This window comes from Citrobacter sp. Cpo089 (genome assembly GCF_030332695.1).
Taxonomy (GTDB): domain Bacteria; phylum Pseudomonadota; class Gammaproteobacteria; order Enterobacterales; family Enterobacteriaceae; genus Citrobacter; species Citrobacter portucalensis.
Genome location: NZ_JAOWHJ010000066.1, coordinates 52,289 through 66,220 on the forward strand (window position 1 = coordinate 52,289; position 13,932 = coordinate 66,220).

A 13,932-nucleotide genomic window follows, 5' to 3' on the forward strand; every position below is an offset into this window, starting at 1 on the left:
TTTTCTTTTGTATCAAGCGTGCTTTTCCAGCCACACGCTAAACGGCTCAGTATCAGCCGCTTCGATCTCCTGCTGACGACGCTTTGAAGCCTCGGTTTCAGCAATAAATTCAGCTTCCTGCACTATTTCTAACGGCTCTTCACGCAGCAGATTTCGGTAAGCCTCACCCAGCGCTTTGCCCGTGCCGCCAATGCCTTCATCAATCATAGACCGTAGGATCCGGGCAGAGAAAGTCAGTTCAGGATTGTCAAAACAGGCAACCAGTTCATCACAGACCTTCTGATACTCCTCTCCTCCATCGATGCTGTCCAGCGTTTGTGCCACGCGTTTCAGATCGCGGAACAAATCTTTCCCAACCTTAGGCAGCGGGAACTGGGCTGTTTCACAGCCAATACCTAACGTCAGCCCAGGCTTACGCCCTTCGAGAATCACGCGATTCCAGTTTTTACGCGTACACAGCAATTCATCGCTACTCATTTCCGGGGCATCAGCCAGCGCACACCAGACCATAAACAGATCGAGGAAGCGCACCTGCTGCTCGTCCACGCCGATAGGCGAGAACGGATTGATATCCAGCGAGCGTACTTCGATGTACTCGATACCGCCACGCAGAAGCGCATCTGATGGCGTTTCTCCACGACGAGTGACGCGTTTCGGGCGAATAGGCGCATACAGCTCATTTTCAATCTGCAGAACGTTGCTGTTGATTTGCAGACGCTTACCGTCTTTCTCCAGACCGATCGCCGCGTACTCCTCGGAAGGCGTCTTAATCGCGCGCTTTAATCCTGCCACATACTCATGCAAATCGTTAAACGTAATTCCGAGATTGCTTTGCGACTTATTGGTATAGCCCAAGTCACTCAGGCGCAGCGACGTTGCGTACGGCAGGTAATACATCCCACAGTCGGTTTTTTCAAACGGCAGAGTTGTTGGTTTTCCTTGCAGGAATGAGGAACAAATGGCCGGAGAGGCACCAAACAAATACGGGATCACCCAACCAAAACGGTAGTAGTTGCGGATCAGACGGAAGTAGCCCGCGGAGATCTTCTCTTTAGCATCCTCACCTTCGGTTACACCGCATTTCGCCTGCCAGAAAGCCATAGGCAGCGAGAAGTTGTAGTGGACGCCCGAGATTGTCTGCATCAACGCGCCATAGCGGTTTTTGAGGCCTTCACGGTACAGCGTCTTCAGGCGACCGGTATTCGACGAACCATACTGCGCCAGTTCGATATCCTGACCTTCGGCAATATAGCAAGGCATGCTCAACGGCCACATACGCTCGTCGCCAAGGTTTCTGGCGGTATAACGATGTAAGTCGCGCATGAACGTGAGCATTTTCTCAATGTCGTCACCGGGTGGAGTAATGAACTCCAGCAATGCTTCGGCAAAGTCAGTGGTTATCCACTTATGCGTTAGCGCTGAGCCTAACACCTCAGGATGGCCTGTCGTTGCTAATGACCCATCTGCATTAACACGCAGCGTTTCGCGCTCCAGACCACGTTGAATCCCCTTTAATGCCTGAGGATGGTTTTCCAGCCAGGCCAGCGCCTGTGATACGTCCGGGATCAAATTGACCTCCCGCCTGTCAAAATCGTTTTAATTAGCATAATGGTATTGGTTACCCTGAAGGCTATCCCACAACACAATTAGTGCCACCACATAATGCCTTGTGTCGTAACCGCTGCGACAACAACATAGCGCAGCGCCTTGCCAAGGCATAAGAAAAAGAGAACTGGGCCCCACGAGATGCGCATCCACCCGGCTAACAGGCACAGCAAATCCCCCACAACCGGCATCCAGCTTAATAATAGTGTGACAGCGCCATAGCGCCGCAGCCAGCCAGTGGCTTTTTCTTGCCAGCGCGATGTTTTACGCAATGGAAAGAAACGCCCAAGGATAACGTTAGTTAACCCTCCAAGGCTATTACCCATTGTTGCTGTTAAGACTAAGACCCAGGGATGACTGACCCCGGAGACCAACAAAGCAACCAGAACAACTTCAGAATTACCGGGTAATAGCGTGGCACTGAGAAAACTGCTGGCAAACAGTGACAGGAGCGACAGTCCATCACTCACAATAACCGGACATCCACGGCATCCATTCCCGCGGCATGCGCCGCCTGTATTCCAAAATCGGCATCTTCAAACACGACGCAACGAGCCGGAACAACCCCCATACGTTCGGCACAAAGCAAAAACGTATCAGGAGCCGGTTTATGGTGCTGTACGTGATCGGCTGCGACTACAGCATCAAAATAGCGACGCAGACCAAGGTGAGCGAGCAGCGCTTCTGCAATTGCGCTTTCACTACCCGTACCTACCGACATAGGACGACGACCATGCCAGGCTTTCACGACATCAACCAACGGCAAAGGCTGGACGCTATCCAGCAGCATGCTTCTCACCTTGTCGGTTTTTTCACGTGCCAGTGCATGAGGATCAAGATCGGCATGGTTCAATTCAATTACCGACTGCGCAATACGCCACGTTGGGGAGCCATTGAGGGCGACCATGGCATGTTCATCAAACCGTAGTCCATAATGCCCCAATACCTCATGCCACGCCTTACGATGCGTAGGCTCGGTATCCAGGATGGTACCATCCATATCAAAAATCAAACCCGCATAACGTTCGTACATCGTCTTCTCACAAGCCGAGTGACCAGACGTTATTTTATCGTAATTGATTGATTTTGTCGCTGACAGCGAATTGAGGGGTGTTCAGAGAGTATGTGGAAATGATTTAGAGGGAGGGAGAAGATGGTGCATCCGGGAGGATTACTCACTCGTGTTCGCCCTGCGGGCCGTTGCTGAAGCAACGTTATCCTCCCTGGTGTTCGCGATTATCTCGCAGACCATGAAACAACAGTTTCGCTGTTATTTAGGAGAAGATGGTGCATCCGGGAGGATTCGAACCTCCGACCGCTCGGTTCGTAGCCGAGTACTCTATCCAGCTGAGCTACGGATGCATCGGGAAACTTGCTTTACTGCCGATACTGATACCGTGATAAGCGATATCAAGTAAGAGATGGTGCATCCGGGAGGATTCGAACCTCCGACCGCTCGGTTCGTAGCCGAGTACTCTATCCAGCTGAGCTACGGATGCATCGGGAAACTTGCTTTACTGCCGATACTGATACCGTGATAAGCGATATCAAGTAAGAGATGGTGCATCCGGGAGGATTCGAACCTCCGACCGCTCGGTTCGTAGCCGAGTACTCTATCCAGCTGAGCTACGGATGCATCAGGGAAACTTACTTTACTGCAGATTTGATATCGCTGCTAAAGCGATATCAAGTAATATGGTGCATCCGGGAGGATTCGAACCTCCGACCGCTCGGTTCGTAGCCGAGTACTCTATCCAGCTGAGCTACGGATGCAAATGGCGGTGAGGCGGGGATTCGAACCCCGGATGCAGCTTTTGACCGCATACTCCCTTAGCAGGGGAGCGCCTTCAGCCTCTCGGCCACCTCACCAACACGCCTCTTGCGAGTGCTTCGAAGAACTTGTTTCTGCTCATCGTCGCTGCGTGGCGCACATATTACTTTCTGGGACTTATAAGTCAAACAATTTTTCCAGAGCTTTTATCGTTTGCACATTTCACGCGCAATTAGTCTGCAAAAACGGCAAAAAGAGTGTTTTATCAACAGATAAATTGGCAATTTCCTGAAGGAGTGAGCAAACGGAAACTTCGCAGGAAAAGGCATTACGCGCAGTGGAATCGAAAAAATGGGGAAGACGAAGAAGAAAAGAGAAGAAAAAGGGTCACTCAATCAGGTTGCGCCTCACCAGAGAGGTGAGACGCGAAAACCTTAGTAACTGGACTGCTGGGATTTTTCAGCCTGGATACGCTGGTAGATCTCTTCACGATGGACAGAAACTTCTTTCGGGGCGTTTACGCCAATGCGCACCAGGTTGCCCTTCACCCCTAAAACTGTCACGGTGACCTCATCGCCTATCATGAGGGTCTCACCAACTCGACGAGTCAGAATCAGCATTCTTTGCTCCTTGAAAGATTAAAAGAGTCGGGTCTCTCTGTATCCCGGCATTATCCATCATATAACGCCAAAAAGTAAGCGATGACAAACACCTAAGTGTAAGCAGTCACGGCATCACATTCTGTTAAACCTAAGTTTAGCCGATATACACAACTTCAACCTGACTTTATCGTTGTCGATAGCGTTGATACAAACGCTGCGGATTGAAGTCCGCAGCGTCGACTTACGCTTATAATTATTACAGTTTTGCGCTGACCCAGCCTTTCACACTGGCTAACGCTGCAGGCAGAGCCGCTGCATCCGTACCACCGGCTTGCGCCATGTCCGGACGACCGCCACCCTTGCCGCCGACCTGCTGAGCGACCATTCCAACCAGTTCCCCTGCTTTCACGCGATCTGTCACGTCCTTAGACACACCCGCAATCAGAGAAACCTTACCTTCCACTACCGTTGCCAGAACGATAACGGTAGACCCCAGTTGATTTTTCAGATCATCAACCATGGTACGCAACATTTTCGGCTCAACGTCCGCGAGTTCGCTGACCAGCAGCTTCACGCCGTTGATATCAACCGCTTTGCTGGAAAGATTTGCACTCTCCTGCGCCGCAGCCTGTTCCTTCAATTGCTGCAATTCTTTTTCCAGTTGACGTGTACGCTCCAGCACGGAACGAACTTTGTCACCGATATTCTGGCTATCGCCTTTCAGCAGCTGCGCAATATCGCTTAAGCGATCGCTCTCAGCATGCACGGTTTGGATAGCACCTTCACCGGTTACGGCTTCAATACGACGAACGCCTGCCGCAGTACCTGACTCGGACACAATGCGGAACAGACCGATATCACCTGTACGGCTGGCGTGAGTACCGCCACACAGTTCGGTAGAGAAATCACCCATGCTCAGAACGCGCACATGGTCGTCATATTTCTCGCCAAACAGTGCCATTGCGCCTTTGGCTTTTGCCGCTTCGAGATCCATGATGTTCGTTTCAATCGGCAAGTTGCGACGGATTTGCGCGTTCACCAGATCTTCAACGGCACGGATTTCAGCAGGCTTCATTGCTTCGGTATGAGAGAAGTCGAAGCGCAGCAGTTTATCGTTAACCAACGAACCTTTCTGTGCCACATGTGTGCCCAGAACCTGGCGCAGCGCTGCGTGCATCAGGTGCGTTGCGGAGTGGTTCAAACGAATACGCGCACGACGGGCTTCATCCACATCAGCCTGTACCGCATCACCAATTTTCAGAGAACCCGCAGACAACTTGCCGATGTGACCAATGGCCTGGCCATATTTCTGCGTGTCGCTAACGGCAAACGCGAAGCCTGCGCCTTTCAGCTCACCCTTGTCGCCAACCTGACCACCAGATTCCGCATAGAACGGAGTCTGATCCAGTACGACAACGGCATCCTGATCTGCGTTAATTGCGTCTACCGCTTTACCATCAACAAACAGCGCGGTCACTTTGCCGTTCAGTTCCAGGTGCTCGTAGCCTTTAAATTCAGAGGCGCCATCAACGCGAATCATCGCATTGTAGTCTGCGCCGAAGCCGCTGGCTTCACGCGCACGACGGCGCTGTTCTTCCATTGCAGCTTCAAAGCCCGCTTCATCAACCTTAATGTTACGCTCGCGGCAAACGTCTGCCGTCAGGTCAACCGGGAAACCGTAGGTGTCATACAGACGGAATGCGGTTTCGCCATCCAGCGTATCGCCAGACAGTTTTGCCAGTTCTTCGTCCAGCAGCGCCAGACCACGCTCCAGAGTACGCGCAAACTGCTCTTCTTCGGTTTTCAGAACCTGTTCAACCATAGCCTGCTGACGCTTCAGTTCTTCACCTGCAGAGCCCATGACGTCCACCAACGGACCAACCAGCTTGTAGAAGAAGGTATCCTTCGCGCCCAGCATGTTGCCATGACGTACCGCGCGACGAATGATACGGCGCAGCACATAGCCACGGTTTTCATTCGACGGCACAACGCCATCGGCAATCAGGAATGCACAAGAACGGATATGGTCGGCGATAACACGCAGAGACTTGTTGCTCAGATCGGTTGCGCCAGTGACTTTCGCCACGGATTCGATCAATGAGCGGAACAGGTCGATTTCATAGTTGGAGTTAACGTGTTGCAGCACGGCCGCAATACGCTCCAGACCCATACCGGTATCCACGGACGGTTTCGGCAGCGGTTCCATGGTGCCGTCAGCCTGACGGTTGAACTGCATGAAGACGATGTTCCAGATCTCAATGTAGCGATCCCCATCTTCTTCTGCGCTTCCCGGAGGTCCACCCCAGATATGGTCGCCGTGGTCGTAGAAAATTTCTGTGCATGGACCGCAAGGACCGGTATCACCCATCTGCCAGAAGTTGTCTGAAGCATAAGCCGCACCTTTGTTATCACCGATACGGATGATACGTTCGCGCGGAATACCGACTTCTTTTTCCCAGATTTCATAGGCTTCATCGTCAGTTTCATAGACGGTTACCCACAGACGCTCTTTTGGCAGGGCAAACCAGTTTTCACCGGTCAGTAGTTCCCATGCATATTGAATAGCGTCGTGTTTGAAGTAATCGCCGAAGCTGAAGTTGCCCAGCATTTCGAAGAAAGTGTGGTGACGTGCAGTGTAACCGACGTTTTCCAGGTCATTGTGCTTACCGCCCGCACGTACACAACGCTGCGAGGTGGTTGCGCGGGAATAATTACGCTTGTCGAGGCCAAGGAAAACATCCTTGAACTGGTTCATCCCGGCGTTGGTAAACAACAAAGTAGGGTCATTGTTCGGTACCAGGGAGCTGCTGGCAACTACCTGGTGTCCTTTACTATGGAAAAAATCGAGAAACGCCTGACGGATCTCAGCGGTGCTCTTGCTCATAATTATCCTGAAGAAATCAAGCTAACGAAATGTCATTACCAGCATCGGCACGCAAACTGCGCCTCTGGCAATCGAAAAGTGGGAATAAGATAAGTTTTCTTTACTGGGAAGTAAAATCCCGTATGCGGTCAATCGTCAAAATTTCGCCATATTGCCTGAATATCTTCCATCAGATAGCCGCGATAGAGCAAAAAACGCTGGACCTTTATCTTATCTGAAAAATCGACAGGTAAAGGTTTACCGTACTTCCGAATGGCCTGCTCGCGTGCAAGCACTGCCCAGTCAACTTCGCACTCACGCATGGCCCGCTCGATAGCTTCACGTGCGATCCCTTTTTGGTTTAATTCCTGGCGCACTCGGGCTGGTCCATAACCTTTGCGGCTACGGCTGGCGATAAACTGCCGCACGAAACGATCATCATCCAGATAACGACTTTCAATACACCAGGCGATGACCTTGTCGTAATCCTCCGGCGTGGCATCAATTTCTTCTGGTCCATTTTTCCCCATCACCGGAGCGGCCAGCTTGCGCCGCAGTTCCTGCTCGCTGTGGTCGCGCATCGCCAGAATACGTACGGCGCGGTCAAGCAGTCGGGAATAAGCAGAACGGCGGGAAGTTGCTTCTGTCATAGTAAGCCTTCAGAAATGAAAAAGGGCTGCATGATATGCAGCCCTTTACTATATGTGATTCACAACATGCGATTCAAAACAGATTATCAGAAATCTTCGTTCGTTTCTTTTACGTCTTCGCCGCTGTCATCAACGGAGAAATCAGGCGTTGAATCCTGGTTATTGAGCAGTAACTCACGTAATTTCTTCTCAATTTCTTTCGCAGTTGCCGGGTTCTCTTTCAGCCAGTTGGTCGCATTCGCTTTACCCTGACCGATTTTCTCACCGTTATAGCTGTACCATGCACCGGCTTTTTCAATCAGCTTCTCTTTCACGCCCAGGTCAACCAGTTCGCCGTAGAAGTTGATGCCTTCACCGTAGAGGATCTGGAATTCAGCCTGTTTGAACGGCGCTGCAATTTTGTTTTTCACAACCTTAACGCGAGTTTCGCTGCCGACCACGTTGTCGCCTTCTTTCACCGCGCCAATACGACGGATATCCAGACGAACAGACGCATAGAATTTCAGGGCGTTACCACCGGTGGTGGTTTCCGGGTTACCGAACATAACGCCAATCTTCATACGGATCTGGTTGATGAAAATCAGCAGCGTGTTGGACTGCTTCAGGTTACCGGCCAGCTTACGCATCGCCTGGCTCATCATACGCGCCGCAAGGCCCATGTGAGAGTCGCCAATCTCGCCTTCGATTTCTGCCTTCGGCGTCAATGCGGCAACGGAGTCGACAACGATAACGTCAACCGCACCGGAGCGCGCCAGCGCATCACAGATTTCCAGCGCTTGTTCACCGGTATCCGGCTGAGAACACAGCAGGTTGTCGATATCAACGCCAAGCTTACGGGCATAGACCGGATCCAGCGCGTGTTCCGCATCGATAAATGCACAGGTTTTACCTTCACGCTGCGCAGCGGCAATAACCTGCAGGGTCAGCGTTGTTTTACCGGAGGATTCAGGCCCGTAGATTTCGACGATACGGCCCATTGGCAGACCGCCCGCGCCCAGTGCGATATCCAGAGAAAGCGAACCGGTGGAGATAGTTTCCACATCCATGGAACGGTCTTCACCCAGGCGCATGATGGAGCCTTTACCGAATTGCTTTTCGATCTGACCCAGCGCTGCCGCCAACGCTTTCTGTTTGTTTTCGTCGATAGCCATTAATTACTCCTGTCATGCCGCTTTCGGGTTAAACCGCGAAACGTGGTAGATAATGTTCTGTTGAGGCAATTATACTGTATGCTCATACAGTATCAAGTATTTTGTAGAAATTGTTGCCACAGGGTTTGTAACGCGTAGACGGTCGCCTGTCGACGTACCGCGTCGCGATCGCCGCTGAAGCATTCCCGGCGGGTAATCCCCTCGCCGCTCACGCTGGCAAAGGCGAACCATACGGTACCCACGGGCTTTTCTTCACTGCCGCCATCCGGACCCGCAATACCGCTGATCGAGACCGCGAAATGCGCGCGGGCAGCTTTTAGCGCGCCAATCGCCATTTCCACCACCACTGGCTCGCTCACCGCCCCATGCTGGGCCAACGTCTCTTCGCGCACGCCAATCATCTGCGCTTTGGCTTCGTTGCTGTAGGTCACAAACCCACGCTCAAACCAGGCGGAGCTTCCGGCAATATCCGTAATCGCTTTGGCCACCCAGCCGCCGGTGCAGGATTCCGCCGTCGTAACGGTCGCCCCACGCGCTTTCAGCGCCAGGCCAACCTGCTCGCTTAACTGCATCAGTTCACTGTCAGTCATTTCAGCCTCTGTCAGTTAAAAAATATGCCGGACAAGATAGCACTTTCATAACCAATGTGGGGATGGAGAGAACGTTTTACGAGGGGGATTCCAAAAATTGCTCCGTTGCAGAAATAAGACCTGCCGGATGACGATGTCAGGGCATCTTATCCGGCCTACAAGCGATATCGTCCTGTAGGCCGGTGGAGCGGTTACTGCACGCGCGCCAGCGCGACCGCCTGACCCAGTTGCCACACGGCCATCGCGTAGTGGGTACTGTGGTTGTAGCGGGTGATGGTGTAGAAGTTCGGCAATCCATACCAGTACTGATAGGCGGTACCAATATCCAGGCGCAGCAGGCTGGCCTGCTGATGATTACCCAACGACTGCTGTGGCGTCAGACCCGCGGCAGCAAGCTGAGAAATGCTGTACTGGGTTTTAAAGCCGTTCGCCAGCCCTGGTGCCTGACCATTTGCCGGAACCGCGACCGTATCGCCTTTCACCCAGCCGTGGCCCTTGAAATAGTTCGCCACGCTACCGATGGCATCAACCGGATCCCACAGGTTAATGTGGCCATCACCATTAAAATCAACGGCATATTGTTTATAGGAAGACGGCATAAACTGGCCGTAACCCATCGCGCCGGCAAAAGAACCTTTCAAATCGAGCGGATCGTCGCTTTCATCTCGCGCCATCAGCAGGAAGGTTTCCAGTTCACCAGAGAAGTATTCCGCACGACGAGGATAGTTAAACGACAGCGTCGCCAGCGCATCCAGAATACGGGTTTTGCCCATCACGCGGCCCCAGCGCGTTTCAACGCCGATAATGCCAACGATAATTTCCGGCGGAACACCATATACCTGCCACGCACGGTTCAGCGCATCTTCATATTGATTCCAGAAGGCTACGCCATTTTGCACGTTGTCAGGCGTGATGAACTGTTTGCGGTAGCGCAGCCATGCGCCGTTAGGACCGGCTGGCGGTTGAGTTGTCGGTGCCTGGCGGTCCATCAAACGCAATACCGAGTCCAGACGCTTGGCCTGCGACAGGATCTCCTGCAACTGCTGGCGGTCAAAGCCGTGCTTGTTCACCATTTTCTCGATGAACTGCTGCGCGTTCGGATTATTGGCAAAATCACCGCCCGTTTGCATGACGTTGTGCTGTGGCTCAAGCAGGAAGCCGCCGGATGGCGCCCCCGTAGTCGTTTGAGTCTCTGAAGGTTTAGGTTTGCTGCTACAGGCAGCGAGCAGTACGAAAAGGGGGAGTAACGCTACATAACGACGCTTGAACATGAGACATCCATTAAACAAATTCAGCCTGGGAGAAGTATGGTAAAGCATCCTCCTCCATACAAGGAAGTAGTAGTCACTCTCCTTCACAGAATTTCCCCCCTCTTGCCCCCCCGGCCGGCACATTTGCGAACTCTTACGCACAACCTTTCAAATTAAAATATTTATCTTTCATTTTGAGATCAAAATAACACTTTTAAATCTTTCGATCTGATTAAAATTAGTTACCGTTTGGCAAGATAACTAAAAACCCTACAGGAGAGAATAATGATCGACACCATCACACTCGGTGCTGAGTGGTTTATCGGGTTGTTCCAGAAAGGCGGAGAGGTCTTTACCGGCATGGTAACCGGTATTCTGCCTCTGCTGATCAGTCTGCTGGTCATCATGAATGCGCTAATTAACTTTATCGGTCAGCAGCGCATTGAACGTTTTGCCCAGCGCTGCGCCGGAAACCCACTGTCCCGCTATCTGCTGCTGCCGTGCATCGGCACATTTGTATTTTGTAACCCGATGACGCTGAGTCTGGGTCGCTTTATGCCAGAAAAATACAAGCCCAGTTACTACGCCGCCGCCTCATACAGTTGCCATTCCATGAACGGCTTATTCCCACACATCAACCCTGGTGAACTGTTCGTCTATCTGGGGATCGCCAGCGGACTGACCACGCTGGGGCTTCCGCTTGGCCCGCTAGCGGTGAGCTATTTGCTGGTCGGTCTGGTGACCAACTTCTTCCGCGGCTGGGTGACTGATTTCACCACCGCCATCTTTGAGAAAAAAATGGGCATTCAACTTGAGCAGAAAGTGCATCTGGCGGGAGCAACATCATGACGCGTATTCGTATTGAAAAAGGCACCGGCGGCTGGGGCGGCCCGCTTGAACTAGATGCCGAACCGGGCAAGAAAATTGTCTATATCACCGCCGGAACTCGTCCCGCAATCGTCGACAGGATAGCAAGCCTGACCGGTTGGCAGGCTATTGATGGCTTCAAAGAAGGCGAGCCGCCGGAGAACGAAATTGGTGTGGCGATCATCGACTGCGGCGGCACGCTGCGCTGTGGGATCTATCCCAAACGCCGTATACCGACGGTGAATATTCACGCTACTGGTAAATCCGGCCCGCTGGCTCAGTACATTGTCGAAGATATCTATGTCTCTGGCGTGAAAGAAGAAAACATCACGATTGTCGGCGATGCATCCGCTGCGCCGCAACCTGCAAGCAGCACTATCGGTCGCGATTACGACACCAGTAAAAAGATTACCGAACAAAGCGACGGCCTGTTGGCAAAAGTGGGAATGGGCATGGGTTCAGCCGTTGCGGTTCTGTTCCAGTCCGGGCGCGACACCATCGATACCGTCCTGAAAACTATTCTGCCATTTATGGCGTTCGTCTCGGCACTGATCGGCATCATTATGGCTTCGGGTCTGGGAGACTGGATTGCCCATGGACTCGCGCCGCTGGCCAGCCATCCGTTGGGACTGGTTACTCTGGCGCTGATCTGCTCTTTCCCGCTGCTGTCGCCTTTCCTCGGCCCCGGTGCGGTTATCGCCCAGGTTATCGGCGTGCTGATCGGTGTACAGATTGGTCTGGGGAACATTCCTCCGCATCTGGCGCTACCTGCCCTGTTCGCCATTAACGCCCAGGCTGCATGTGACTTTATTCCGGTTGGATTGTCGCTGGCCGAAGCGCGTCAGGACACGGTCCGCGTCGGCGTGCCATCCGTACTGGTGAGCCGTTTTCTGACCGGCGCGCCTACCGTTCTCATCGCCTGGTTTGTTTCTGGCTTTATTTACCAATAAGGGGCACTCAAAAATGACCGTAATTTATCAAACCACCATTACCCGTATCGGCCAGAGCGCCCCGGATGCACTGTGCGACCAGATGCTGATTACCTTTCGTGAAGGCGCGCCAGCGGATATCGAAGAGTTTTGTTTCATCCATTGCCACGGGGAGCTGAACGGCTCTTTGCAAGCCGGGATCCAGTTTGAACTGGGCCAGCACCACTACCCGGTCACCGCCGTTGGCAGCGTTGCGGAACAAAACTTACGTGAACTCGGGCATATAACCCTGCGCTTTGACGGGCAGAGCGAAGCGGAATTCCCCGGCACTGTACACGTTGCGGGCCCCGTCCCGGACGGTATCGCCCCGGGCTGTATTTTGAAGTTTGTTGCTTAAGATTGAAGGAGATAAAAATGAATCAGGTTGCCGTTGTCATTGGTGGAGGCCAGACCCTGGGGGCATTCCTTTGCCGTGGGCTTGCGACAGAAGGATACCGCGTCGCGGTGGTGGATATTCAAAGCGATAAAGCTGCCAACGTCGCGCAAGAAATTAACGCCGAGTTTGGCGAAGGTACCGCGTACGGTTTTGGCGCAGATGCCACCAGCGAACAGAGCGTGCTGGCGCTGTCGCGCGGAGTGGATGAAATATTCGGTCGTGTCGATCTGCTGGTTTACAGCGCGGGTATCGCTAAAGCCGCGTTTATCAGCGACTTTCAGCTTGGGGATTTCGACCGCTCGCTGCAGGTCAATCTGGTCGGCTACTTCCTCTGTGCACGTGAATTTTCACGCCTGATGATCCGCGATGGCGTGCAGGGACGCATTATCCAGATCAACTCCAAATCAGGGAAAGTGGGCAGTAAACACAACTCAGGTTATAGCGCGGCAAAATTTGGCGGCGTGGGCCTAACCCAGTCGCTGGCGCTGGATCTGGCGGAATACGGGATTACCGTGCATTCGTTGATGCTCGGTAATCTGCTGAAATCACCGATGTTTCAGTCGTTATTGCCGCAATATGCGACCAAGCTGGGTCTTAAGCCAGACGAAGTTGAGCAGTATTACATTGATAAGGTTCCGCTCAAGCGCGGCTGCGATTATCAGGACGTACTGAACATGCTGCTGTTTTACGCCAGTCCAAAAGCCTCTTACTGCACCGGGCAGTCCATCAACGTGACCGGCGGTCAGGTGATGTTTTAATGTTGAATTGCCGGATGGCGGCTGCGCTTATCCGGCAAAATCAAAGGAGTACATAATGGTTTCCGCACTGATTACCGTCGCCGCTATCGCCTGGTGCCTGCAACTGGCGCTTGGTGGCTGGCAAATATCCCGCTTTAACCGGGCGTTTGATCAACTCTGTCAACGGGGTCGGGTTGGTGTTGGTCGCTCCGGTGGGCGTTTTAAACCGCGCGTGGTGGTGGCCATCGCGCTGGATGAGCAGCAGCGGGTGACCGATACGTTGTTTATGAAAGGTCTTACGGTATTCGCCCGACCAGGCAAAATTGCCACGATAATCGGCAAACATCTTGATGATTTACAGCCTGATGTGATCTTTCCCCATGATCCGTTAGCGCAGAATGCACTATCATTGGCGCTTAAACTGAAACATGGGTAATTTCGTTGTGAATGCTAATAGCTTGCGAAATTATCATTTTGCAAC

At 52.6% G+C, this 13,932-nt stretch carries 14 protein-coding genes and 5 tRNA genes; 5 read left to right on the top strand and 14 right to left on the bottom strand.

Annotated elements, in window-relative coordinates; all coding sequences use genetic code 11:
- Positions 1–12 precede the first annotated feature (12 nt).
- The 14 genes from gshA to mltB all read right to left on the bottom strand — a co-directional run bounded on the left by gshA (position 13) and on the right by mltB (position 10,503).
- Positions 13–1,569 (bottom strand): glutamate--cysteine ligase, encoded by a 1,557-nt coding sequence (gene gshA, locus OGX92_RS15510; protein WP_008785615.1) that lies wholly within the window; start codon positions 1,567–1,569, stop codon positions 13–15.
- A gap of 77 nt (positions 1,570–1,646) precedes the next feature.
- Positions 1,647–2,075, bottom strand: coding sequence for a YqaA family protein (locus tag OGX92_RS15515; RefSeq protein ID WP_003825961.1), 429 nt, complete (start codon positions 2,073–2,075; stop codon positions 1,647–1,649).
- Positions 2,072–2,638 (bottom strand): fructose-1-phosphate/6-phosphogluconate phosphatase, encoded by a 567-nt coding sequence (gene yqaB / locus OGX92_RS15520; RefSeq protein ID WP_003825960.1) that lies wholly within the window; start codon positions 2,636–2,638, stop codon positions 2,072–2,074. The genes OGX92_RS15515 and yqaB overlap by 4 nt, the downstream gene beginning before the upstream one ends.
- Before the next feature lie 252 nt (positions 2,639–2,890).
- Positions 2,891–2,967 (bottom strand) — tRNA-Arg (locus OGX92_RS15525).
- A 60-nt stretch (positions 2,968–3,027) separates the two neighbouring features.
- A tRNA-Arg gene (locus OGX92_RS15530) sits at positions 3,028–3,104 on the bottom strand.
- Between the two features lie 60 nt (positions 3,105–3,164).
- A tRNA-Arg gene (locus tag OGX92_RS15535) sits at positions 3,165–3,241 on the bottom strand.
- A gap of 60 nt (positions 3,242–3,301) precedes the next feature.
- Positions 3,302–3,378, bottom strand: a tRNA-Arg gene (locus OGX92_RS15540).
- A gap of 3 nt (positions 3,379–3,381) precedes the next feature.
- Positions 3,382–3,474 (bottom strand) — tRNA-Ser (locus tag OGX92_RS15545).
- Positions 3,475–3,810: 336 nt separating this feature from the next.
- The gene (gene csrA / locus OGX92_RS15550; RefSeq protein WP_110216693.1) at positions 3,811–3,996 is read right to left on the bottom strand and encodes a carbon storage regulator CsrA; all 186 of its coding nucleotides are present in this window, start codon (positions 3,994–3,996) and stop codon (positions 3,811–3,813) included.
- 238 nt (positions 3,997–4,234) lie between these two features.
- Positions 4,235–6,862, bottom strand: coding sequence for an alanine--tRNA ligase (alaS, locus tag OGX92_RS15555; RefSeq protein ID WP_286586762.1), 2,628 nt, complete (start codon positions 6,860–6,862; stop codon positions 4,235–4,237).
- A gap of 128 nt (positions 6,863–6,990) precedes the next feature.
- Positions 6,991–7,491 carry a recombination regulator RecX gene (recX, locus tag OGX92_RS15560; RefSeq protein WP_267440858.1) on the bottom strand — a complete coding sequence of 167 codons (501 nt, stop codon included), beginning with the start codon at positions 7,489–7,491 and terminating at the stop codon, positions 6,991–6,993.
- An 86-nt stretch (positions 7,492–7,577) separates the two neighbouring features.
- Positions 7,578–8,642, bottom strand: a complete 1,065-nt coding sequence (gene recA, locus OGX92_RS15565; RefSeq protein ID WP_003037330.1) for a recombinase RecA — start codon at positions 8,640–8,642, stop codon at positions 7,578–7,580.
- Between the two features lie 92 nt (positions 8,643–8,734).
- Positions 8,735–9,232, bottom strand: a complete 498-nt coding sequence (gene pncC, locus OGX92_RS15570) for a nicotinamide-nucleotide amidase (protein ID WP_003825955.1) — start codon at positions 9,230–9,232, stop codon at positions 8,735–8,737.
- A gap of 191 nt (positions 9,233–9,423) precedes the next feature.
- The gene (mltB, locus tag OGX92_RS15575; protein ID WP_286586767.1) at positions 9,424–10,503 is read right to left on the bottom strand and encodes a lytic murein transglycosylase B; all 1,080 of its coding nucleotides are present in this window, start codon (positions 10,501–10,503) and stop codon (positions 9,424–9,426) included.
- A 264-nt stretch (positions 10,504–10,767) separates the two neighbouring features.
- Here mltB and srlA point away from each other — a divergent pair, with 264 nt between their 5' ends.
- From srlA to gutM, 5 genes are read left to right on the top strand one after another with little or no spacing between them, the layout of a single operon-like run.
- Positions 10,768–11,331, top strand: coding sequence for a PTS glucitol/sorbitol transporter subunit IIC (gene srlA / locus OGX92_RS15580; RefSeq protein WP_003825953.1), 564 nt, complete (start codon positions 10,768–10,770; stop codon positions 11,329–11,331).
- Positions 11,328–12,299, top strand: a complete 972-nt coding sequence (srlE, locus tag OGX92_RS15585; protein ID WP_063940975.1) for a PTS glucitol/sorbitol transporter subunit IIB — start codon at positions 11,328–11,330, stop codon at positions 12,297–12,299. Before srlA ends, srlE begins: the two co-directional genes overlap by 4 nt.
- A gap of 13 nt (positions 12,300–12,312) precedes the next feature.
- Positions 12,313–12,675 (top strand): PTS glucitol/sorbitol transporter subunit IIA, encoded by a 363-nt coding sequence (srlB, locus tag OGX92_RS15590; RefSeq protein WP_063940974.1) that lies wholly within the window; start codon positions 12,313–12,315, stop codon positions 12,673–12,675.
- 17 nt (positions 12,676–12,692) lie between these two features.
- Positions 12,693–13,472, top strand: coding sequence for a sorbitol-6-phosphate dehydrogenase (gene srlD, locus OGX92_RS15595; protein ID WP_003037345.1), 780 nt, complete (start codon positions 12,693–12,695; stop codon positions 13,470–13,472).
- Between the two features lie 55 nt (positions 13,473–13,527).
- Positions 13,528–13,887, top strand: coding sequence for a transcriptional regulator GutM (gutM, locus tag OGX92_RS15600; protein WP_063940973.1), 360 nt, complete (start codon positions 13,528–13,530; stop codon positions 13,885–13,887).
- Positions 13,888–13,932: the final 45 nt, after the last annotated feature.